We start from the raw sequence: 19,840 nt of genomic DNA on the forward strand, positions 1-19,840 counted from the left end.
GGGAATCAGGTGTTTCGAAACAACAAATGCAAACGCCGAAACGCAGCCCTTGCGGAGCTTCATTTCGGACGGGGGTTGGGGGGTAGGGCGCCCGCGAGATGCGGGCGGAAGGTGCCGGGCGCTCCTCGCGCTCCTGGAATCCGCAAGACCGCGGAAACCTCACCAAAACGGTGCTTCGTTACACCGTGAGCTTGGAGTTACGCAAAGAGCGTGCCTGCCTGCGCGCTACGCTTCGCGACGTGCAAAACCATCGCTGCGGCCCTTCCACCAAGCCAGTCGACAGGTCAACATGCGTGTGTGCGGGCTATCTGCACGCTCAGCAACTGTGACGCACCAATTCAAGGAGCAAACGACATGTCGAATCACGTTTACAAGTCGCTCGAGCTGACCGGCTCTTCGCCCATCAGCATCGAAGACGCCGTGCAGACCGCCATTGCCAAGGCGCACGAGACGGTTCGCAACATCCAGTGGTTCACCGTCACCGAGACGCGCGGCCATGTGGTGGACGGCAAGATCGCGCACTGGCAGGTGACCGTGAAGATGGGCTTCACGCTCGAGTGACCGCGCGACGGGGTCCCAGGGCAGGGCGCCGCGCTGTCTAGGAGCCGATCAAGTGCAGGGCCACCTGCCTTCGATGCGGCCTCGACCGGTGCTCCCACAGATAGATGCCCTGCCCGCCATGCGCCCGTTCGTCACCGGAATCGACAGTTGGACCGCGGTGAGCGCCGAACGGACATGGGCCGGCATGTCGTCCGGCCCTTCGGCTTGAGCATCGCATCAACACTTCAGCGGCTGCGAATTTCGCGCACGTACTTGAGATGCACACCACTGGGGTACCTACCGGGCGAAAAACGCGTCGCCGCAAGCGTGGCCCGGGACTAGTATTCAATCGTTCGATGCGCGGCTTTGCACGAGGCTGCCGCGAACTGCCTGCTCACTCGTGCAAGGAGAGTAGTGATGGCAAATCCGATGAATGTCACCAAGCTTCAGACGAAATCCCACGACGTCCCGGATGAGGTTCGGGAGCCCGAAAAGACCCGCGTCGAAGTGGTCCGCCTTGAGGGATACACGCTTGGACGTTTCAAGTTTCAGCCCGGGTGGCGCTGGTCGAAGTGCATCAAGCCGGTCGTCGGCACGGACAGCTGCCAGGTAGCCCACGTCGGCTACGCGGTTTCCGGTCGGATCACCGTACAAATGAACGACGGCTCGAAGTCCGCCATCGAGGAAGGCATGTCGTACACCATTCCTCCAGGCCACGACGCATGGGTCGAAGGCAACGACCCGTTCGTTGGCTTCGAGGTGATCAGCGCAGAGGAATACGCAAAGCCCAAGAGCTGATGATCCCGACGGGCCTGTCGGCCGACCGCCAATGGCGACAAGGATTTACCGCAGCAACTGCAGGGAGCAGTGGGGCGTGGACGACAAGGTCCTGCGGGGAGGATTTGCCCTCCATGTCATTTAACATAATGCACATTGTGTTCCTTTTTGATGGGACTAATCGAACGCCAATCCAGGCGAAACCAGGCCCGCCCTCAGGACCCCATGGGACTCACCGACGCCAGCGTCGGATCGAAGTCCGCCTCCACGCGCCCCACATCCGGCACCCGTGGATAGCGCAGCACGCGGTAGCCGGCCTCCACCAGCAGCGCCTCGCGGTCCAGGTCGCGCTGCGACTTGCCCTTGCTGCTCTTGTCGCCGCCGAACGCGACCACGGCCACGACCTTGAACGAGCGGTCGCACACGACGAAGTCGGCGATCTTCCGGCTGAACGAGCTTCGCGCCGCACGCGTGCGGGCCGTGAGCAATGCTCCGAAGCTGACCTGCGGCAGCACCACGAGATCCGGCAGCGTCTGCACGAGCCGGTTGTACATGGCCTGTTCGCGCGCCGTGAGCGGCGGGCGCGCCTTGGGCTTGTCGACGAAACCGCTGCTGTTTTGCGCCGACCTCTTTTTGGCGACCGCTGCGAGCACAAGCAGTCCGATGGCCAGCAAAAAGACCATGAATAGGAACGTATTCATCTCTGCTTCTCCTTCAGCGCAGAGTCTCGCACGAGGCGCGGGCGCCCTCTTTTTGGCGTTTTCCCGGGCCTGCCGATGCCGGAAATCCGCCCGTCAAAGGAGCGTATGGAAGCTCACCATTTGCCATCCTTCGGAATGGCCTTGGGGTCGGCCTTGGCGCCGGCGGCCGCCGCGATCAGCTGTGCAGCCTCCGGGCGGTTGGCCTTGTTCGCGAAGTCGACCGCCGTCATGCCGAGCTGGTTCTTCATGGTGGTGTCCGCGCCTTCGGCCAGCAGGAGCTTCACGGCCTCGGTGGAACCGTACATTGCAGCCATCATCAGCGGCGTGGTGCCGTTGGGCGATTGCGCATCGATGAAGGCGTAGCTATCGAGCAGCACCTTCATGATGCTCAGCTGGCCGCTGCTGGCGGCGTAATGCAGCGGCGTCCAGCCGGTCTTGTTGATGGCGGCGTCGCGCTTGAGCAGTTGTGCGACCACGTCCTGCTGGCCCTTGATGGCGGCCAGCATCAGCGGGGTTTCGTCCTTGGCGTTGGCCAGGTCGACATCGGTCTGCGGTGATTCGAGCAGCACCTGGACCACCTTCGGCGACGGTTCGCGCAGCGCGATGATCAGGCCGGTCTGGCCGTGCTCGTCGCGCGTGTTGGGGTCGAAGCCACGGTTCAGCAGGGTGCGCACGCCGCTCGCGTTGTCTCCGCGCACGGCCCGGAAGAAGTCTTCGAACGAACCCGCATGTGCGGTAAAAGTTGCCGTTACGACAGCAAGATACAAGAACTTCTTGATGTATTTCTTCATGTTGTTTTGACTCCCTTGAACAGCGTTTCGAAGTTGTGGCTCGTGGCCTCGGCCACGGCTTCGAGCGGCAGCCTGCGCAGTTCGGCAATCTGCTTCGCCACAAAAGGCACGTAGGACGGGTTGTTGGTCTTGCCGCGGTACGGCACCGGCGCCAGGTACGGGCTGTCGGTTTCGATCAGCATGCGGTCGAGCGGCACGAAGGCCGCCACGTCGCGCAGGTCCTGCGCCTTCTTGAAGGTCAGGATGCCCGAAAAGGAAATATAGAAGCCCAGGTCGAGCGCCGCGCGTGCCACTTCGGCGGTTTCGGTGAAGCAATGGAACACGCCGCCTGCGGCCTTGCCGGCGCCGTCTTCGCCCTCCTCCTTGAGGATGGCCAGCGTGTCGGCCGAGGCTTCGCGCGTGTGGATGACCAGCGGCATGCGGGTTTGCTGCGCGGCGCGGATGTGCACGCGGAAGCGGTCGCGCTGCCACTCCATGTCGGCAATGCTGCGCCCGCCCTTGCGCTCTTCCATCTGGTAGTAGTCAAGCCCGGTTTCGCCGATGGCCACCACGCGGGGCAAGGCCGCGCGGCGCACCAGGTCCTCCACCGTGGGCTCGGCGATGTCCTCGTTGTCGGGGTGCACGCCCACGCTCGCCCAGAAGTTGTCGTAGCGCGCAGCCAGCGCCTGCACATCGTCGAATTCCTCGAGCTTGGTACAGATGCACAAGGCACGGTCGACCTGCGCCTCGGCCATGGCGGCGCGGATTTGCGGCATCTGGTCCGCGAATTCGGGAAAAGTGAGGTGGCAGTGGGAATCGGTGAACATGGCTTGTCAGGGAGCGGCGGCTGGCCCCATTTCCAGGAATACCGCGGAGCCGGCTTTGCCGGGCCGCTGGTATTTCCCCCGGCAGGGGGTGGGCGTAGCGACACGAAGTGCGCGCAGCCTGCAGGCGAGCTAAATGGTTTGTGTCGGTCGGTCGGAGGCCATCGAGCCGCCGAGCGCCGCTTCGATGCGGGCCTTGAGCTGGCGCGATTTCTCGTCCGACGGAAAACGGATGCCCACGCCCGGCGCCCGGTTGCCCGCGGCGCGCTGCGGCGTGATCCATGCGACCTTGCCGGCCACCGGGTAGCGCTGCGGGTCTTCTGGAAGAGTCAGCAGCACGTAGACGTCGTCGCCCAGCCGGTATTCGCGCGTGGTCGGAATGAAGATGCCGCCTTCGGCAAAGAGCGGAATGTAGGCGGCATAGAGCGCGCCCTTTTCCTTGATGGCGAGCTGGATCACGCTCGGCCGTTGAGGCGCCGGGGCGGCGGGTGCGGGTGCGGCTGGTTGGTTCATGGGCGGCGAGCAGCAGAGTTTAGGGTGGTTCGCGCTTCGCTCACAAGCGCTTCCAGCATCAGGCCCGCATTGAAGGGGTGTTCGGCGGTCCTGGCCGCGTTCGCGAGCGACTTCGACCAACGCGCGAGCGCCAGGTGCGAAGGCACCGCGGGCGGCAGGTCGGCGGCATCGAAGAAGCGCGGCGCGGCGCCGCTGCCAACGGCCATCAGGTCGTGGCAGAGCTTCTGCAGCGAGCCGATGGCCTGCGAAGGCGACTGGTCTGCAAGCGCAGCCACGTCGCCGCACGAAACGGCCTTGGGCAGCAGCGACCAGGCCTTGGGCGACTGGCCGGAGCGCGCAAGCCGCAAGGCATCGCTGGGGCGCCCGCCGGCGGCGCGCAGCAATGCGGTGGCATCGGCGGCGGGCACGTCCTGCGCAGCCAGCCAGGCTTCGGCCTCGGCCGTCTCGGGCCATGGCAGCGTGAAGCCCAGGCAGCGGCTGCGGATGGTCGGCAGCAATTGCCAGGCGGCCTCGCTGGCCAGCGCGAAGCGCACATCGCCGACCGGCTCCTCGAGCGTCTTGAGCAGCGCGTTGGCGGTGATGGTGTTCATGCGCTCGGCCGGATACACCAGCACCACCTTGCCACGCCCGCGGGCGCTGGTGCGCTGGGCGAAGCCGACGGCATCGCGCATGGCCTCGACGCGGATCTCGCGGCTGGGCTTGCGCTTCTTGTCGTCGATGTCGGCCTGCGCCTTTTCGTCGAGCGGCCAGCCCAGCTCCTGCATGGCGACCTCGGGCATCAGCACGCAAAGGTCGGCGTGGGTGCGCACCTCGATCGCATGGCAGCTCGGGCAATGGCCGCAGGCGGTGCCGCCCTCCTCCTTGTTGGGCTGTTCGCACAGCCAGGCCGCGGCAAGCGCGAGCGCGAGTTCGTATTGGCCCAGGCCCGATGGCCCCTGCAGCAGCCAGGCATGGCCGCGCTGGCGCAGCAGTTCCGCGAGCGGCCGATGCAGCCAGGGCGAGAGCACGGGCGTGCTCATGGTGCCGCTCCGCCTGCGGGTGCCAGCGCGCCGCGCGCAACGAGCGCCGTCTCGACCTGCTGCCAGACCTGATCGCGCGTCTGGCTGGCGTCGATGCGCACGAAGCGCTGCGCATCGGCCGCCGCGCGGGCCGCATAGCCCGCCGCGACGCGCCGGAAGAATTCGACCGGCTGCGACTCGAACTTGTCGGGCAGGCGGGCACCCGCCAGCCGCTCGGCGGCAATCTCGGGCGCCAGGTCGAACCAGAGCGTGACATGGGGCTGAAGCAGCCCTGCCGCTCCCCTGCCCCCCTGCACCCATTGCTCCAGCGTCGACAGCACCTGCGTATCGAAATCGCGGCCCGCGCCTTGGTAGGCGAAGGTGGCGTCGGTGAAGCGATCGCACAGCACCACGTCGCCGCGAGCCAGCGCGGGCTCGATGACCTGCACGATGTGGTCGCGCCGCGCCGCGAACACCAGCAGCGATTCGGCCAGCGGGTCCATCGCCTGTTCGAGGACGAGCCCGCGCAGGGTTTCGGCCAGCGGCGTGCCGCCGGGCTCGCGCGTGCGCACGACCGTGCGGCCCCGCGCCTTGAAAAGCGCCTCCATCGCGTCGAGATGGCTCGACTTGCCGGCGCCATCGATGCCTTCGAGCGTCAGAAACAAGCCGTCACTCATTGCGCAACTTTCGGTTTGGGTTCGGCGCCGCCGCGCTGGTAGCGGTTGACCGCGCGGTTGTGGTCGTCGAGCGAACTGCTGAACTGGCTGGTGCCGTCGCCGCGCGACACGAAGTACAGCGACTTGCTCTGCGCCGGCTGCACCGCCGCCAGCAGCGCCGCCTTGCCCGGCATGGCGATGGGCGTGGGCGGCAGGCCGCCGCGGGTGTAGGTGTTCCAGGGCGTGTCGGCCAGCAGGTCCTTCTTGCGCAGGTTGCCGTCGAACGCGGTGCCCAGGCCGTAGATCACGGTCGGGTCGGTCTGCAGCGGCATGCCGACGCGCAGCCGGTTGACGAAGACGGCGGCGATCTCGGCGCGGTCCCTGGCCTTTCCTGTCTCCTTTTCGACAATGCTGGCCAGGATCAGCGCCTGATCCGCCGACTGGAGCGGCAAATCGGCCGTCCGGGCGGCCCATGCGGCTTCGAGCTTCTTGTCCATGGCCCGCATGGCGCGCTGCAGCAGCGCGACGTCGGTCGAGCCCTTCGAATAGGTGTAGGTGTCAGGGAAGAAGCGGCCCTCGGGATGCACGCCGGGCCGGCCCAGCCTGGCCATCAGGGCATCGTCGGGCAGGCCGACGGTTTCGGGCTTGAGCTGTTCGGCCTTGGCGAGCGCGGCGCGCACCTGGCGGATGTTCCAGCCTTCGACCAGCACGAGGCTGCGGGTGGCTTCCTCGCCGCGCACCAGCGCGTTGAGCAGCATCTTGGGCGTGATGCCGCGCTCCAGCTCGTAGCTGCCGGCGCGGATCTGGCGGTCCTGCCCCGAAATGCGGAACCAGAAATAGAGCATCTGCGGCTGCACGTCGGTGCCGGTATCGGCCACCGCCTGCGCGACGCCGCGCGGCGTGGTGCCGGGTTCCACGGAAAGATCGACGCTGGGCGCGGGCAGCTTGAGCGGCTGGTGCACCCACCAGAGGCCGGCGGCGCCGAGGCCGAGCGCAGCCAGGGCGGCGAGCAGGAAAAGCGTGAGGAAGAAGCGGCGCACGGGTCCGATGATTTGGCGGAGAGAAGAAAACGAATCAGCACGTAAAGCCGGTGGCCCTGCGGGAACCGGGGCGGGATTCCCTGCGGACCCGACGGAACGGCTGCGACCATGATAATTCAGCGATGACTACTGTCGTTCTCAATGGTGTTACCGCTCTTTCCGACCTTGGCGTGATCCGCGCCGAGGGACCCGATGCCGCCAGCTTCCTGCATGGCCAACTCACCCAGGATTTCGCGCTGCTGGGCGCCACCGAGGCCCGCCTGGCCGCGCTTTGCACCGCCAAGGGCCGCGTGATCGCCAGCTTCGTGGGCATCCGGCCGCAACCCGAGCTGGTGCTGCTGATCTGCAGCCGCGACATCCTGGCCGCCACGCTCAAGCGGCTGTCGATGTACGTGCTGCGCGCCAAGGCCAGGCTCACGGACGCCACCGAGCAGTTCGCGCTGTACGGCCTTGCCGGCACCGCGCTGGCGGCCAACGGCCTCGATGCCGCGGCCCTGCCCGGCCAGCGCACGGCCGTCGGCGACGACATCAGTGCGGTGTCGCTCTATCCGGCCGACGGCGTGCCGCGCGCCATGTGGATTGCGCCGGCCGGCAGCCCGGCGCCCGCGGGCCCGGCGCTCGATGCGCAACTGTGGCAATGGAGCGAGGTTCGCAGCGGCATCGTGACGGTCACCACGCCGGTGGTCGAGGCCTTCGTGCCGCAGATGATCAACTACGAATCCGTGGGCGGCGTGAACTTCAAGAAGGGCTGCTACCCGGGCCAGGAAATCGTGGCGCGCAGCCAGTTCCGCGGCACCTTGAAACGGCGCACCTACCTCGTGCAGGCCGATGCACCCCTCGGCGCCGGCCAGGAGGTGTTCGCGGCCGGCGATGCCGAGCAGCCCGTGGGCACGGTGGCGCAGGCCGCGCCGGCGCCCGGCGGCGGCTGGGCCGCGCTGATCTCGATCCAGATCTCGGCGCTCGAAACCGGCGGCCTGCATGCGGGCAGCGCCGGTGGGCCGGCGCTCACCGTCGAGCCGCTGCCGTATCCGCTGCTCGAAGACATCTAGACCGAACCAGACTGAAGAACAACGGACGCCTGGCGCCGCCCCGAAAGAGGCGGCGCCATTTTCTTGCGCGAGCGTTTAACCCTGCCGCCGGTGCTGCTGCGTAGAAGCCGTACCGATCCACTCCTGGCAAGGAAAGACCATCATGAAGCGCAGACTCCTCTTCTCGACCGCCCTCGCATGGACCGCGTTGGGCGTGCTGCCGGCTTGCGCCGAAAGCCCGGTGCGGCCCCTGCCTCCGCTTTCGCCGCCTTCGACCTCCAACCGCATCGGTTCGCTGATGCAGCTCAGCGTGATCGATCGCGCGAGCGGCCGCGAACTGCCCATCTACCGCCACCGCGGCGAATACTGGGTGGCCGGCCGGCCCGGCACGCGCTACGCGATCCGCGCGCGCAATGCGATGGGTGAACGCGTCATGGCCGTGATGTCGGTGGACGGCGTCAACATCGTGACCGGCGAAACCGCGGGCGTGCTGCAGAACGGCTATGTGTTTTCCGGCGGCGAGCGCAGCGACATCACGGGCTGGCGCAAGAGCGATTCGCAGATCGCGGCCTTCGAATTCACCTCCATCGGCAATTCGTATGCAAGCCGCACCGGCCGGCCGGACGACGTGGGCGTGATCGGCGTTGCGATGTTCCGCGAGCGCGTGCCCATGCCGCCTCTCGCGCCGCCCATTGCGTTTCCGCGCCGCGACGGCAGCGCCCGCGAAATGGAGCGCCGCAGCGGGGCACCATCCGCCGCGTCCGAAGCCGCACCGGCCGCGCAGGCCCGCTCGGCCGACAGCGCGCTGGGCGCCGAGGCGGCCGCATCGGCGAAAGGCAGCCTGGCTCGGCCAGCGCCGCCCAGCCCGAGCCTGGGCACCGCCCACGGCCGGCGCGAGACTTCGCATGTCGGCCACACCAGCTTCGAGCGCGCGCAGTCCACACCCGACGAGGTGGTGCGCATCCGCTACGACAGCCGCGAGAACCTCGTCGCCGCGGGGGTGATCCCGGTGCCGCCGCCCGCGCGCTGGCCGCGTCCCGAAGGCCCGTCCGCCTTTCCGGGTTCGGAGATGGGCTACGTGCCCGATCCACCAGCGCGCTACTGAGGGCGGCGATCAACCCAGCGCGCGGCGCATCTCGATGTGCGGGATGCCGGCTTCCTCGAAGGGCTCGCCATGCACGGCGTAGCCCAGCCGCGCATAGAAGCGCTCCGCGCTGCGCTGCGCGTGCAGGCCGATCTCGCGGTCGCCGCGCGCCTTGGCGGCCGCCTCCAGTGCCTGCATCACGGCGGCGCCGTGGCCGCCGCTGCGCAGCGCGCGATGCACGGCCATGCGGCCGAGCATGGCCGTGCCGTCGACCGCATCGAGCAGCCGGCCGGTCGCAATCACCTGGCCGAGCCGGTTGCGGACCACCGCATGCAGCACGATGGCATCGTGCGCGTCCCACTCCAGTTCCTTGGGGATGTTCTGCTCCTCGATGAAGACCGCGCGGCGCAGCGCGCCCGCGCCTTCGCCCAGGGTTTTCCAGTCGCCCGTTTCCACCGTGCGCATCGGCTCGCCGGCTTCGAAGCCCGTGAGGATTTCGCGCAGTGCCGCGGGCACCGGCTTCGAGGTCTGCGTGGCCGGGTCGGCAAACACATAGACGAGTTCGCAGCCCACCAGGTACTGGTCCTGCCGGAACAGCGCGCCTTCGAAGACGATGGACGAGTTGCCGATGCGCGCGCACTTCATGGCCACGTCGATCACGTCGTCCATGCGCGCCGAGGCGCGAAAGTCGACCGTGGCCTTGCGCACGTACAGGTCGCCGCCCAGCGCATGCATCGCCTCTTCGTACGGCAGCGCGAGCGCACGCCAATAGTCGGCAACGGCGGTGTCGAAGTACATCAGGTAGTGCGCGTTGAACACGATCTTCTGCATGTCGACTTCGGCCCAGCGCACGCGCAGGCGGTGAAAGAAGCGGAAGTCTTTTCGTTGGGGCATGGTTTCGTCGGTCATGGGTTCAGTGCTTCCTTGAGTGCACGGGCCGCGTCGTCCTGCGCCTGCAGCGCCTCGGGGATGGCGCGGCCCATCTTCAGAAATTCGTGGATCACGCCGCGGTAGATCTCCAGATCGACCGCCACGCCCGCGGCGCGAAGCTTGTCGGCGTAGGCAATGCCTTCGTCCACCACCGGATCGCATTCGGCCAGGCCGATCCATGCGGGCGCCACGCCGTCGACGTCGTCGGCCAGCAGCGGCGCAAAGCGCCAGTCGTCGCGGTCGGCCGGCGTGCGCACGTACTGGCCGAAGAAATAGTCGATCAGCGCCTTGGTGAGCAGCGGGCCATGGGCGTAGCGCCGGTGCGAGGCGGTGTCCTGGTGCGCCGCGGTGCCGGGATAGATGAGCATCTGCAGCGCGAGCGGCAGGCCGGCGTCGCGCGCGAGGATGGCGCACACCGCGGCCAGCGTGCCGCCGGCGCTGTCGCCGCCCACCGCAAGGCGCTCGATGTCGACGCCGACGCGGCCGCCTTCGTGGGCGAGGAAGGCGAAGGCATCCCATGCGTCGTTCGATGCCGTCGGAAACCTGAACGCGGGTGCCAGCCTGTAGTCGACCGACACCACCGCGCAGCCGCTCTTGCTGCTCAGCACGCGGCACAGCGTGTCGTGCGTGCGGATGTTGCCGACCGTGAAGCCGCCGCCATGGAAATACATCAAGGCGGGCAGCACCGCCGTCGCCGACGGCGCGTAAAGCCGCGCCGGAATCGCGAAGCCATCGCGCGCCGGAATCGTGAAGTCGTCGACGCGCTCCAGCGCAGGCTTTTGCACTTCGAGCACGCCAGCGCCTTTTTCGTAGGCTGCCTTGGCCTCGTCGGGCGTGAGCTGGTCGAGCGAGGGATGGCCGGCCCGCGCCATCCGCTCGACCACGCCGGCCATCTTCGCGGTGAGCGGAGGCTGCCATGTGCCGGGCGCGACAGCGGCAAGGGTTTTGTTCATGTGCAAGACTGTCCCTGCTTGTTAGATTTGGGTGGTCTGCAATCGTACTGCCCCAGGCAAACCCACCTCATGGCCCTCATCCAATACCTCACCCAGATCCAGTTCGAATTCGGCGCCATCAAGCTGCTGTCCAGCGAATGCGCGCGCATCGGCATCAACCGGCCGCTGATCGTGACCGATGCCGGCGTGCGCGCGGCCGGCGTGCTGCAGAAGGCGCTCGATGCCATCGCCGATCTCGAGGTGGCGGTGTTCGACCAGACGCCGTCCAACCCGACCGAGGCTGCCGTGCGCGCGGCCGTCGAGCTGTACCGCAGCGGCCGCTGCGATGGCCTCATCGCCGTGGGCGGCGGCTCCGCCATCGACTGCGCCAAGGGCGTGGCCATCGCGGCCACGCACGAAGGTCCGCTCAAGACCTACGCCACCATCGAAGGCGGCTCGCCCAAGATCACCGATCGCGCAGTGCCGCTCATCGCGGTGCCCACCACCAGCGGCACCGGCAGCGAGGTGGCGCGCGGCGCCATCGTGATCGTCGACGATCACCGCAAGCTCGGCTTCCACAGCTGGTTCCTGATGCCCAAGGCCGCCATCTGCGACCCCGAGCTCACGCTCGGCCTGCCGCCACGGCTCACCGCCGCCACCGGCATGGACGCGATCGCGCACTGCATGGAAACCTTCATGTCGGCCGCCTTCAATCCGCCGGCCGACGGCATCGGCCTGGACGGCCTGGAGCGCGCCTGGCTGCACATCGAGCGCGCCACCAAGGACGGCAGCGACCGCGAGGCGCGCCTCAATCTCATGAGCGCCTCGATGCAGGGCGCCATGGCGTTCCAGAAGGGCCTGGGCTGCGTGCATTCGCTGAGCCACAGCCTGGGCGGCGTCGATCCGCGCCTGCACCACGGCACGCTCAACGCCCTCTTCCTGCCGGCCGTGATCCACTTCAACGCCGGTGCCGAATCGGTGCAGAAGGAGCAGCGGCTGCAGCGCATGGCGCGGGCCATGCACCTCGATTCGCCCGGCGATCTCGGCGACGCGATCCGCGACATGAACGCGCGCCTGGGCCTGCCCAAGGGCCTGGCCGAGGTGGGCGTCACGCCCGCCCTGTTCGAGCAGATCATCGACGGCGCCGTGGCCGACCACTGCCACAAGACCAACCCGCGGCTGGCTTCGCGCGACGACTACAAGGCGATGCTCGAAGCCTCGATGTAAGGGCTTTGTTTGCCCCATGCTTCAGAGGGCGGAATCCCTCTCGCGTCATGTATGTGACATAAGGAATTTCTAGACTGGCAAGCGAAGGCTTCGCATCCGCAGAAGCCCCAAGGGCCAGGGAAATTTCGAATGCCACGTACCGTCCAGGTTCACACCGCACTCAACGCCGAGCAGCTGAAGTTCCGCGCGATGCGGGGACAGGAAGGCCTCTCGCAGCTTTTCGAGTTCGAGGTGGACATGGTCAGCCCGAGCTTCAGCCTCGACCTGAAGAAACTGCTGGGCACATCGCTCACGCTCGAACTGCAGGACGAAGGCGCATCGCGCTTTCTCAACGGCACCGTGGTGCGCTTCGAGCTGGTGGGCCGCGCCAACGAAACCGGCCGCCACTACATCTACCGCGCACTGGTGCAGCCGTGGCTCTGGTACCTCACGCGCACCACCGACTGCCGCATCTTCCAGAACAAGAGCGTGCCCGACGTGCTCGAAGAGGTGCTCGGCAAATACGGCTTCGAATACGAGAAGCGCCTCACCGGCAGCTACCGGCCGTGGGAATACTGCGTGCAGTACCAGGAGAGCGACTTCGCCTTCGTCTGCCGCCTCATGGAGCACGAGGGCATCGCCTACCACTTCGAGCACCGCAACGGCTCGCACCTGCTGGTGCTGGCCGACGACGTCGGCGGCTACAGCACCCTGCCGGGCCACGCCACCATCGCCTACCGTCCGCGCGACCGTGTGGTGAATGCCATGGAGCCCTGCATCGACCAGTGGCGCATCTCGGAGCAGATCACCTCGGGCCGCGTGATGCTCGACGACTTCGACTTCAGGAAGTCGCGCGCCTCGCTCCAGAGCGTGCAGCAGGACCCGAAAAGCCACGACCATTCGAGCTACGAAGTCTATGAATGGCTGGGCGGCTACAGCGAGAACGACCAGGGCGACAGCTACGCGAAGATCCGCCTGCAGGAGCTGCAGTGCGCGCACGAACTGGCCACGGGGCACACCAACGTGGCGGGCATGGCGCCGGGCTACCTGTTCCAGATGACGCACTGCCCGCGCGAGGCCGACAACCGCGAATACCTCGTCACCCAGACCCGCTACGACCTGCAGGAGCCCGAGTACTCCACCGGCGGCACGGCCGAATCGGTGTGCGAGTTCGACTTCACCGTGCTGCCCTCCAGCGTGCCCTACCGCCCCGCGCGCAAGACGCCCAAGCCGCGCACCAACGGCCCGCAGACCGCCACTGTCGTCGGCCCCGAAGAGATCTGGACCGACCGCTTCGGCCGCGTGAAGCTGCAATTCCGCTGGGACCGCTACGGCCAGTCGGACGAGAACAGCTCGTGCTGGGTGCGCGTGTCGAGCAACTGGGCCGGGGCCAACTACGGCACCATGCATATGCCGCGCGTGGGCCAGGAAGTGATCGTCGATTTCATCGGCGGCGAACCCGACCGTCCCATCATCACCGGCCGCGTCTACAACAACGACCAGATGCCGCCGTGGGAGCTGCCCGCCAATGCCACGGCCAGCGGCATCCTCACGCGATCGAGCAGCGGCGGTGCGGCCAACCAGGCCAACATGCTGCGCTTCGAGGACCGCACGGGCGCCGAGCAGATCCTGCTGCATGCCGAGCGCAATCTCGACGTGGAAGTGGAAGCCGACGAAACGCACACCACCGGCGGCACCCGCACCACCCTCGTCAAGGGCCACGAGTCGGCCACCTACCAGAGCGGCGAGACGCGGGACATCACCGCGGGCGCGAAAGAAACCATTGCCGGCGGCGACACGCGCGACGTGACCGGCGGCTTCAGCGAAACGGTCAGCGGCGGCGTCACGCAGACCATTTCGGGCGGCAAGAAGCGCACGCTCAGCGGCGGGCTGAACGACACCATCACGGGCGGCGTGCAGCTCGCCATCACCGGCGGCTTCCACGGCACCATCGATGGACAGGAGATCCGCTTCGTAAGCGGCGGACGCAACGACACCATCGACACCTCGAACACCGTGCTGGTCAACGGTCCCTCGAACACCACGGTGACCGGTCCGACGGTGCACACCTCCCCGGATGTGACCTTCAACACGACGAACCACATCCACAACACGACGCAGCACGTCATCAACACCAACGTCTACAACACGACGTCGAACACCTACAACAACCTGACGGTCAACTACACCAACAACTCCGCCACCTACACCAACAACTACTCCAAGAGCAGCGACTGGAGGTGGTTCCGCCTGGGCGGCACCGGCCTGAACATGGACGTGTCGGGCATTTCGCTGGGCGTGGTGGCCGTGCGTTCGATGGCCATCGGCGTGCAGGCGCAGGCCATCGGCGTGAAGCTGGAGGCTGTGGGCGCGGAGTGGAAGAACAAGGCAATGTCGCTGGGGGATGCCGGTGCGCTCATCCAGCTCGTGGGCACGGAGATCAAGACGGGCGGCCTGCGCGCCGGCATCCAGGCGCTCAAGATCCTGCTCTGAAGCGTGGAAAACGTGCTCGAGATCGTGCTGTGGGGGGTGTTCGGCATCGTCAGCCTGGGCGTGATCGCGCTCGCCGCAATCGTGCTCGCGGTGTCGCTGATGAGCCATCGCGCCTATGCAGAGGAAGGCCGGCTGTGGCAGCAGCTGCAGGCCAGCGGGCGCCCGCTGCAGGGCGTCGCGGTTTCCCTGGCGCGCTCGCCCACCGGCTACTCCCGGCGCGGCCCCGTCGGGCAGCGCATGACGGCCGTGCAGCTGGGCGTCGCCTACGTCGATGCCGCCGGCATCGAGCAGCAGACCACCTTGCGCACGCTCATCGACGAGGACCTGCTGGCCCATTTTTCCGCGGGCCGGCCCGACATTCATCTGCTGCAGGACCCGCAAGACCCCTCGCGACTGGCCATCGACCGCAGCCACACCCCGCTGGAGATCCGCGGCGCAAGGCGCTGATCCCGCCGTGAAAACCATCAAGCCCCTGCGCCTGAGCGTCCTGACGCGACCCTTCCTGCGCGCGCAAAGCCAGCGTCTCGCGCTCACCGTGATCGGCATGCACACCCTCGGCGAAGGGGGTGTGCTGCTGCCGGAGACGGAGCTCTGGAAGACCGTCTCTGCCGAACTGGGAAACCAGTCCGCGATCGATCTCGGCATTCCCAAGCTGCGGCCCGAATTCCTGGTGAGCGGCCAGGCCTACACCTGCCACCAGCAGGACAAGACACGCTGCGCGGTCGACCTGCGCGTCGGCAACTTGCGACGCCAGTTCCTCGTTTCGGGCGACCGCTACTGGCTGGATGGCCGCGCCACCGAGCCGCAGGCTTTCGACACCATGCGCCTGGACTGGCGGCACGCGTTCGGTGGCCCCGGCTTTGCCGCCAACCCCGCGGGCATCGGGTATGCACCCGAGATGGTCAATGGCCTGCTGGTGCAGCGGCTGCCCAACGTCGAACGCCCGGGCGATGGCATGGACCGCCCCGACCGCAGGCCGGTCCCGGCCTGCCCGGGTGCGATGGACGTCGATCTGCCCGAACGCCTGAAGCTGCTGGGAACGGACTACGGCGACCAGTGGCGCGAGACGCTCTACCCCGGCTTTGCGCGCGACATGGACTGGCAGTTCTTCAACGCTGCGGCTGCGGAACAGCGCTGGAACGACGAACTGTCCATTCCCGCAGCCGCGCCCTACGAGATCTGGAACATGCACCCAAAGCATGCGGTGCTGCGCGGACGGCTTCCGGATCTGCGCGCACGCGGCTTCGTGGCGAGAAAGTCTGCGCGGCCCCTTGCGCTGGAAGAGGTGCCGCTGCGGCTGACCACCGCCTGGTTCTTCCCGCACATGGCGCAGGTCATGCTGATCTTTCACGGCGAGACGCTCATCGCCCAGGACGATGCCGCGGATATCACGCATGTCATGCCGGCGATGGAGGCGGCAGACAGCCCGCTGCGCCCCCTCTCCCACTACGAGAAGGTCTTCGAGAATCGCTGCAACCTGGAGAAGGGCGCGATCCATGCGCTCCTCGACGAGGAACTGCTGCCGGCCTCGGCCATCGGCCCCTGGCTGGACCAGATCGACGCGCGCGAATCGATCCTGGCGAGGAACATCAAGGACAAGGGCGAGCGCCTGCGCGCCGAACTGACGGCGCGCGGCCTGGAGGCCGGCCACAAGGCGCGCCATTTCCGGGAACGGCCCCTGCCGAAGCCTTTCGACAAGATGCCCACGCTGGCCGAACTGCCCGAGTTCATCGACAAGACACGCGCCTACCAGCGCGAACAGGAACGCAAGCTGGAGGAAGCCAGGCAGGAGGTCGCGAAGGCGGCCCGGGACAACGCATCCGAATCGCGCAAGGCGGGCTTCGACAGCAGCCGGATCACCGAGGAAAGCCAGAACGCGCAGCTCAAGGGCCCGCCGAAATTCGAGGCCGAGACGATCGTCAAGGGCCTGGCCGGCATCGCCGCGGCCACGGGCACCCCGGCCATGAGCGCCGCCGAGCACGCCGAGCTGCAGGCCCTCGGGCAGCGGGGCCGGCAGGACATGCTGACGCTGTACCGCATGGCGGCCCACCACCAGGCCGCTGCCGATCCGATGGCTGCCGAACAGAATGCGCAGGCGCGCGAACGCGTGCTCGCCGCCATGGCCGCGGACCGCGATCTGTCCGCCATGGATCTGACGGGCTGCGACCTGTCGGGCCTCGATCTGCGGGGCGCCCGCATGCACCGGACCTTGCTCGAAGGCGCCCGTCTCCAGGGCACCCGCCTGGATGGCGCCGACCTGAGCCAATCGGTGCTGGTGCGCGCCGACCTGCGCCAGGCCTCGTTGACGGGCTGCAACCTGGAGCGTGCCAACCTCAGCCTCGCGCGCTGCGAAAACACCAACTTCACGCAGGCCCGCTTCGAGCGCACGCAGATGGAAAAGCTGCGACTCGACGGCTGCTGTCTCGACGAAGCGAAGTGGAGCCATCTGTTGCTGCAGGGGATCGAACTCGCGGATTGCAGCCTGCGGCGCGCCGACCTCCGCTACGTGAGCATGGCCGAACACTGCCGGCTGGCGCGCTGCGACTTCGGCGAGGCACGCCTGGAAAAGGTGCTGTTCGTGCAGGCCGAATTCGAGTCGGTGGATTTTTCCGGCGCCACCATCGAAGCCTGCAGCTGGGCCCACACTCCGCTGCACAAGGGCATCCGGTTCCGGCGTGCCATGCTCAAGACCACCAGCTTCGTCGGCACCACGGATCTTCGCGGGGCCGACTTCGAGGATGCCACGCTGGTGCATTGCACCCTGCGCGAGCTGCCGCTCGACGGCGCGAACTTCAGGCGGGCCACGCTCGATACCTGCGATTTCTCCTGCGCGTCGCTCAAGGGCGCGGACCTGCGCGCGGCAGCGGCGCCCGACAGCCTCTTCATCCGCGCCGATTTCACGCGTGCCTCCCTGCGGCTCGCCAACCTCATGAATGCCAACCTTCAGAAGGCCTGCCTGGCCGATGCCGACCTGGGCGGGGCCAACCTGTTCCGAGCCGATGTCTCCCAGATCCTCATCACCCCCGGCACGATCACCCTGGGTGCCCACATCGACCAGATGAAAACTCTGCCCCGGCGCCCCGAGGCGGGCGGCGCGTGAACGCCGAGACGCTCGAAGCCCAGGTCCGCAACGGCGAGCCGATCCGCGGGAAGGACTTCAGCAACATGGACATGAGGGGCATCGACCTGCGCGGCGGCGTGTTCAGCGAATGCAGCTTCCGGGGCGTTCAGGCCGATGCCGCGCGCCTGGGCGAATCCCTCTTCGAGAAATGCCGCTTCGACCAGGCGCAGTTGCCGGCGGCGGAGCTGACGCGCGCCGCCTTCCACGAGTGCAGCCTGCAGGATGCGGTGCTGGATGCGGCCTCCATGCCGCATTCGGTGTTCAGCGGCTGCACGCTGTGGGGCATTCGGCTGGAAGAGGCCTTCATGGACCAGGCGAACTTCCATCAAAGCGAGCTGCGCAACGCCTGTCTGGACCGTGCCAGCCTCGACAAAGCCGTGTTCTCCGAGTGCGACTTGACGGGCGCGTCCTTCAATGCGGTGGCCTTCTCGTCGACCATCTTCTTTCGCGCAGCGCTGACGGGCACGCGCTACGCCGGAGCCAGCTTCACGAACGCGATTTTCAGCGAGGCGGATCTTGCGGGGCAGGACTTCTCCGGGCAGCAGTTCCACCTCTGCCAGTTCATCGATGCGGTGCTGACGGCGTGCCGATTCCGCGATGCGCGCCTCACGCAGTGCAACTTCAAGGGAGCCGACCTGCGCAACGCGGTGCTGGCAGGGGCGCAGGCCATGCAGTGCCTGTTTCCCGAGGCCGACCTGCGCGGCGTCGATGCGCGGCGCGGCCATTTCCAGCAGAGCATCTGGGTCGACGCCCATCTCGACGGCGCAGACTTCTCGCAGGCGCAGCTCGAGCAAGGCGTCTTCCATCGCGCGCACTGCGGGCAGACCGCATTCGCCGGCAGCCGCCTGGACTACGCCGATTTTTCCTACGCCTCGCTGGTCCAGGCCGACTTCCGCGATGCCGCTTTCCTGCGCACCGTGTTTCATCGCGCCGACCTGGACGGCGCCAGGTTCAGTACCCGCCTGGGTACGCTGGACCGGGACCCTGCGCTGCACGAAGCCGAGAAGGTGGCCCTCCAGCAACCCGAGCGCCCATCCCGCCTGGACCGCGACATCCATGGCCGCCGCCCCAAGAAAGAAAGCCCATGACCTCCACCCGGACCACCGCCGGCGACAAGATCGCCACTGCACGCCATGCAACGCAAGGCGTGCTGGATCCGCTGATGCAGCGCCCTTCGCATGCGGCCCGCGCGGACTCCGGCACGCGGACCGCCACGGTGATCGCCAGCGATGGCGATCCCTGGTTCGAGGTCGACCTCGACGACGGCCAGGGATCGCTGCGCTGCCGGCGCGTCGCCAGCTGCCTGCTGCTGCCTGCACCGGGCGATACGGTGCTGATCACCTCGACCCGCCAGGGCGACAGCTTCGTCATCGCGGTGGTAGTCCAGGCCGACCCGCGGCAGGCGACGCTGGCCGTGGACGGCGACCTGACGCTGGTGTCGCGCTCGGGTGGCATCCGCGCGCGCAGCGCCGGCCCGATGGCGCTGGAGTCGGACACCTCGATCGCCATGCAGTCGCCCGAGTGGCGCGCGCAGGCCCGGCGAGCCCATTGCGAGATCGGGGAGATGGACTACCAGGGCGCCCGCATCCGCTTCAGCGTGCTGGTGTCGCGCTTCGTCGGGCGCACCTGCGAGGTGGTGCTGGATCGCCTCAACCTGCTCACCCGCTCGAGCTTCCGCCTGACCGAGGAGATGGAACAGGTGCGTGCCGGCCAGATCGACATTCAGGCCGAGCAGACCTTGCGCCTGCATTCGAAGAACACGCTGCTGACCAGCAAGGGGCTGGTCAAGGTCGATGCCGAGCAGATCCACATGGGCTGAAAAAAAGGAGCACCGCATGTTCGCCAACTGCCAGATGATGGGCCTCGATCTCGCCTTCCCCGACGTCTGCAAGACGCCGCCGGCGCTGCCCATTCCCTACCCGAACTTCGCGCTCGGACCCACGGCCATCCCCAACGCCTGGAACATCCTGTACGGCGGCGCGCCGGCGCACAACCTGGCCACCGTCACGCCCATCACCAACGGCGACAACGCGGGTGTGCTGATGGGCGTTGTGTCGCAGACCGTGATGGGGCCTTCGCGCCACATCACGGGGGCTTTCACCGTGCTGCTCAAGGGCTCGCCCTGCACGCGCATGACCAGCCTTTCGGTGCAGAACCGCTGCAACATCGTGGGCATGCGCATCGTGCCCAGCCAGTTCAAGGTGCTGGTGCTCGCGGCCTGAGGCTT

The 19,840-nt window shown here is 67.5% G+C and carries 20 protein-coding genes and 1 pseudogene; 11 read left to right on the forward strand and 10 right to left on the reverse strand.

Translation table 11 applies throughout. The annotated features are described in order from the left end of the window. Positions 1-354 precede the first annotated feature (354 nt). Positions 355-561 (forward strand): dodecin, encoded by a 207-nt coding sequence (locus EJO66_RS23640; protein ID WP_021007296.1) that lies wholly within the window; start codon positions 355-357, stop codon positions 559-561. Between the two features lie 37 nt (positions 562-598). On the opposite strand, the pseudogene EJO66_RS23645 reads toward EJO66_RS23640, so the two are convergent. Further along, positions 599-762, reverse strand: a pseudogene (locus EJO66_RS23645) (YjbQ family protein); the annotation flags it as partial. A gap of 195 nt (positions 763-957) precedes the next feature. Here EJO66_RS23645 and EJO66_RS23650 point away from each other — a divergent pair. Further along, the gene (locus EJO66_RS23650; RefSeq protein ID WP_124957932.1) at positions 958-1,338 is read left to right on the forward strand and encodes a cupin domain-containing protein; all 381 of its coding nucleotides are present in this window, start codon (positions 958-960) and stop codon (positions 1,336-1,338) included. Positions 1,339-1,532: 194 nt separating this feature from the next. Here the strand turns inward: EJO66_RS23650 and EJO66_RS23655 are convergent, their stop codons facing one another. From EJO66_RS23655 to mltG, 7 genes are all read right to left on the reverse strand, one after another. Next, positions 1,533-2,018, reverse strand: coding sequence for a DUF2726 domain-containing protein (locus EJO66_RS23655; protein ID WP_124957931.1), 486 nt, complete (start codon positions 2,016-2,018; stop codon positions 1,533-1,535). A gap of 113 nt (positions 2,019-2,131) precedes the next feature. Then, positions 2,132-2,809 carry an ankyrin repeat domain-containing protein gene (locus EJO66_RS23660; protein ID WP_124957930.1) on the reverse strand — a complete coding sequence of 226 codons (678 nt, stop codon included), beginning with the start codon at positions 2,807-2,809 and terminating at the stop codon, positions 2,132-2,134. Then, complete coding sequence (locus EJO66_RS23665) at positions 2,806-3,615, reverse strand: TatD family hydrolase (RefSeq protein WP_124957929.1); 810 nt, start codon at positions 3,613-3,615, stop codon at positions 2,806-2,808. The genes EJO66_RS23660 and EJO66_RS23665 overlap by 4 nt, the downstream gene beginning before the upstream one ends. Positions 3,616-3,744: 129 nt before the next feature. Then, entirely contained in the window at positions 3,745-4,125 is a 381-nt protein-coding gene (locus EJO66_RS23670) for a PilZ domain-containing protein (RefSeq protein ID WP_012747958.1), read from the reverse strand. Further along, the gene (locus EJO66_RS23675; protein ID WP_125966324.1) at positions 4,122-5,144 is read right to left on the reverse strand and encodes a DNA polymerase III subunit delta'; all 1,023 of its coding nucleotides are present in this window, start codon (positions 5,142-5,144) and stop codon (positions 4,122-4,124) included. The genes EJO66_RS23670 and EJO66_RS23675 overlap by 4 nt, the downstream gene beginning before the upstream one ends. Beyond that, entirely contained in the window at positions 5,141-5,800 is a 660-nt protein-coding gene (gene tmk, locus EJO66_RS23680) for a dTMP kinase (protein WP_125966325.1), read from the reverse strand. The genes EJO66_RS23675 and tmk overlap by 4 nt, the downstream gene beginning before the upstream one ends. Continuing rightward, positions 5,797-6,819 carry an endolytic transglycosylase MltG gene (mltG, locus tag EJO66_RS23685; RefSeq protein ID WP_124957925.1) on the reverse strand — a complete coding sequence of 341 codons (1,023 nt, stop codon included), beginning with the start codon at positions 6,817-6,819 and terminating at the stop codon, positions 5,797-5,799. Before mltG ends, tmk begins: the two co-directional genes overlap by 4 nt. Positions 6,820-6,941: 122 nt before the next feature. Here mltG and ygfZ point away from each other — a divergent pair, with 122 nt between their 5' ends. Both ygfZ and EJO66_RS23695 read left to right on the forward strand, forming a co-directional pair. Next, positions 6,942-7,868 carry a CAF17-like 4Fe-4S cluster assembly/insertion protein YgfZ gene (ygfZ, locus tag EJO66_RS23690; protein ID WP_124957924.1) on the forward strand — a complete coding sequence of 309 codons (927 nt, stop codon included), beginning with the start codon at positions 6,942-6,944 and terminating at the stop codon, positions 7,866-7,868. 142 nt (positions 7,869-8,010) lie between these two features. After that, a complete protein-coding gene (locus EJO66_RS23695; RefSeq protein WP_124957923.1) occupies positions 8,011-8,952 on the forward strand; it encodes a hypothetical protein in 942 nt (313 codons plus the stop codon). Positions 8,953-8,961: 9 nt separating this feature from the next. Here the strand turns inward: EJO66_RS23695 and EJO66_RS23700 are convergent, their stop codons facing one another. Next, positions 8,962-9,840: a YbgC/FadM family acyl-CoA thioesterase gene (locus EJO66_RS23700; protein WP_124957922.1), complete on the reverse strand. Its 879-nt coding sequence runs from the start codon at positions 9,838-9,840 to the stop codon at positions 8,962-8,964. Further along, on the reverse strand, positions 9,837-10,814 hold the full coding sequence (locus EJO66_RS23705; RefSeq protein WP_125966326.1) for an alpha/beta hydrolase: 978 nt from the start codon (positions 10,812-10,814) through the stop codon (positions 9,837-9,839). Before EJO66_RS23705 ends, EJO66_RS23700 begins: the two co-directional genes overlap by 4 nt. A gap of 69 nt (positions 10,815-10,883) precedes the next feature. Between EJO66_RS23705 and EJO66_RS23710 the strand changes: the two genes are divergently transcribed. The 7 genes from EJO66_RS23710 to EJO66_RS23740 all read left to right on the forward strand — a co-directional run bounded on the left by EJO66_RS23710 (position 10,884) and on the right by EJO66_RS23740 (position 19,835). Next, positions 10,884-12,020, forward strand: a complete 1,137-nt coding sequence (locus EJO66_RS23710) for an iron-containing alcohol dehydrogenase (RefSeq protein ID WP_124957920.1) — start codon at positions 10,884-10,886, stop codon at positions 12,018-12,020. 129 nt (positions 12,021-12,149) lie between these two features. After that, a complete protein-coding gene (locus EJO66_RS23715; RefSeq protein WP_124957919.1) occupies positions 12,150-14,492 on the forward strand; it encodes a type VI secretion system Vgr family protein in 2,343 nt (780 codons plus the stop codon). Between the two features lie 3 nt (positions 14,493-14,495). Continuing rightward, complete coding sequence (locus EJO66_RS23720) at positions 14,496-14,939, forward strand: hypothetical protein (RefSeq protein WP_124957918.1); 444 nt, start codon at positions 14,496-14,498, stop codon at positions 14,937-14,939. Positions 14,940-14,946: 7 nt separating this feature from the next. Continuing rightward, entirely contained in the window at positions 14,947-17,592 is a 2,646-nt protein-coding gene (locus EJO66_RS23725) for a DUF2169 family type VI secretion system accessory protein (protein ID WP_125966327.1), read from the forward strand. Then, positions 17,589-18,701, forward strand: coding sequence for a pentapeptide repeat-containing protein (locus EJO66_RS23730; protein ID WP_125966328.1), 1,113 nt, complete (start codon positions 17,589-17,591; stop codon positions 18,699-18,701). Before EJO66_RS23725 ends, EJO66_RS23730 begins: the two co-directional genes overlap by 4 nt. Next, entirely contained in the window at positions 18,698-19,432 is a 735-nt protein-coding gene (locus EJO66_RS23735; RefSeq protein ID WP_124957915.1) for a DUF3540 domain-containing protein, read from the forward strand. The genes EJO66_RS23730 and EJO66_RS23735 overlap by 4 nt, the downstream gene beginning before the upstream one ends. A gap of 16 nt (positions 19,433-19,448) precedes the next feature. Further along, a complete protein-coding gene (locus EJO66_RS23740) occupies positions 19,449-19,835 on the forward strand; it encodes a DUF4150 domain-containing protein (protein WP_124957914.1) in 387 nt (128 codons plus the stop codon). Positions 19,836-19,840: the final 5 nt, after the last annotated feature.

The organism is Variovorax beijingensis, assembly GCF_003951285.1.
In the GTDB taxonomy this organism is placed as follows: Bacteria; Pseudomonadota; Gammaproteobacteria; order Burkholderiales; family Burkholderiaceae_C; genus Variovorax; species Variovorax beijingensis.

Bases quoted from the DNA above. Each gene is read 5' to 3' on its own strand.
- EJO66_RS23640 (WP_021007296.1), top strand. From the start codon at position 355: ATGTCGAATCACGTTTACAAGTCGCTCGAGCTGACCGGCTCTTCGCCC.
- EJO66_RS23650 (WP_124957932.1), top strand. From the start codon at position 958: ATGGCAAATCCGATGAATGTCACCAAGCTTCAGACGAAATCCCACGAC.
- EJO66_RS23655 (WP_124957931.1), bottom strand. From the start codon at position 2,018: ATGAATACGTTCCTATTCATGGTCTTTTTGCTGGCCATCGGACTGCTT.
- EJO66_RS23660 (WP_124957930.1), bottom strand. From the start codon at position 2,809: ATGAAGAAATACATCAAGAAGTTCTTGTATCTTGCTGTCGTAACGGCA.
- EJO66_RS23665 (WP_124957929.1), bottom strand. From the start codon at position 3,615: ATGTTCACCGATTCCCACTGCCACCTCACTTTTCCCGAATTCGCGGAC.
- EJO66_RS23670 (WP_012747958.1), bottom strand. From the start codon at position 4,125: ATGAACCAACCAGCCGCACCCGCACCCGCCGCCCCGGCGCCTCAACGG.
- EJO66_RS23675 (WP_125966324.1), bottom strand. From the start codon at position 5,144: ATGAGCACGCCCGTGCTCTCGCCCTGGCTGCATCGGCCGCTCGCGGAA.
- tmk (WP_125966325.1), bottom strand. From the start codon at position 5,800: ATGAGTGACGGCTTGTTTCTGACGCTCGAAGGCATCGATGGCGCCGGC.
- ygfZ (WP_124957924.1), top strand. From the start codon at position 6,942: ATGACTACTGTCGTTCTCAATGGTGTTACCGCTCTTTCCGACCTTGGC.
- EJO66_RS23695 (WP_124957923.1), top strand. From the start codon at position 8,011: ATGAAGCGCAGACTCCTCTTCTCGACCGCCCTCGCATGGACCGCGTTG.
- EJO66_RS23700 (WP_124957922.1), bottom strand. From the start codon at position 9,840: ATGACCGACGAAACCATGCCCCAACGAAAAGACTTCCGCTTCTTTCAC.
- EJO66_RS23705 (WP_125966326.1), bottom strand. From the start codon at position 10,814: ATGAACAAAACCCTTGCCGCTGTCGCGCCCGGCACATGGCAGCCTCCG.
- EJO66_RS23710 (WP_124957920.1), top strand. From the start codon at position 10,884: ATGGCCCTCATCCAATACCTCACCCAGATCCAGTTCGAATTCGGCGCC.
- EJO66_RS23715 (WP_124957919.1), top strand. From the start codon at position 12,150: ATGCCACGTACCGTCCAGGTTCACACCGCACTCAACGCCGAGCAGCTG.
- EJO66_RS23735 (WP_124957915.1), top strand. From the start codon at position 18,698: ATGACCTCCACCCGGACCACCGCCGGCGACAAGATCGCCACTGCACGC.
- EJO66_RS23740 (WP_124957914.1), top strand. From the start codon at position 19,449: ATGTTCGCCAACTGCCAGATGATGGGCCTCGATCTCGCCTTCCCCGAC.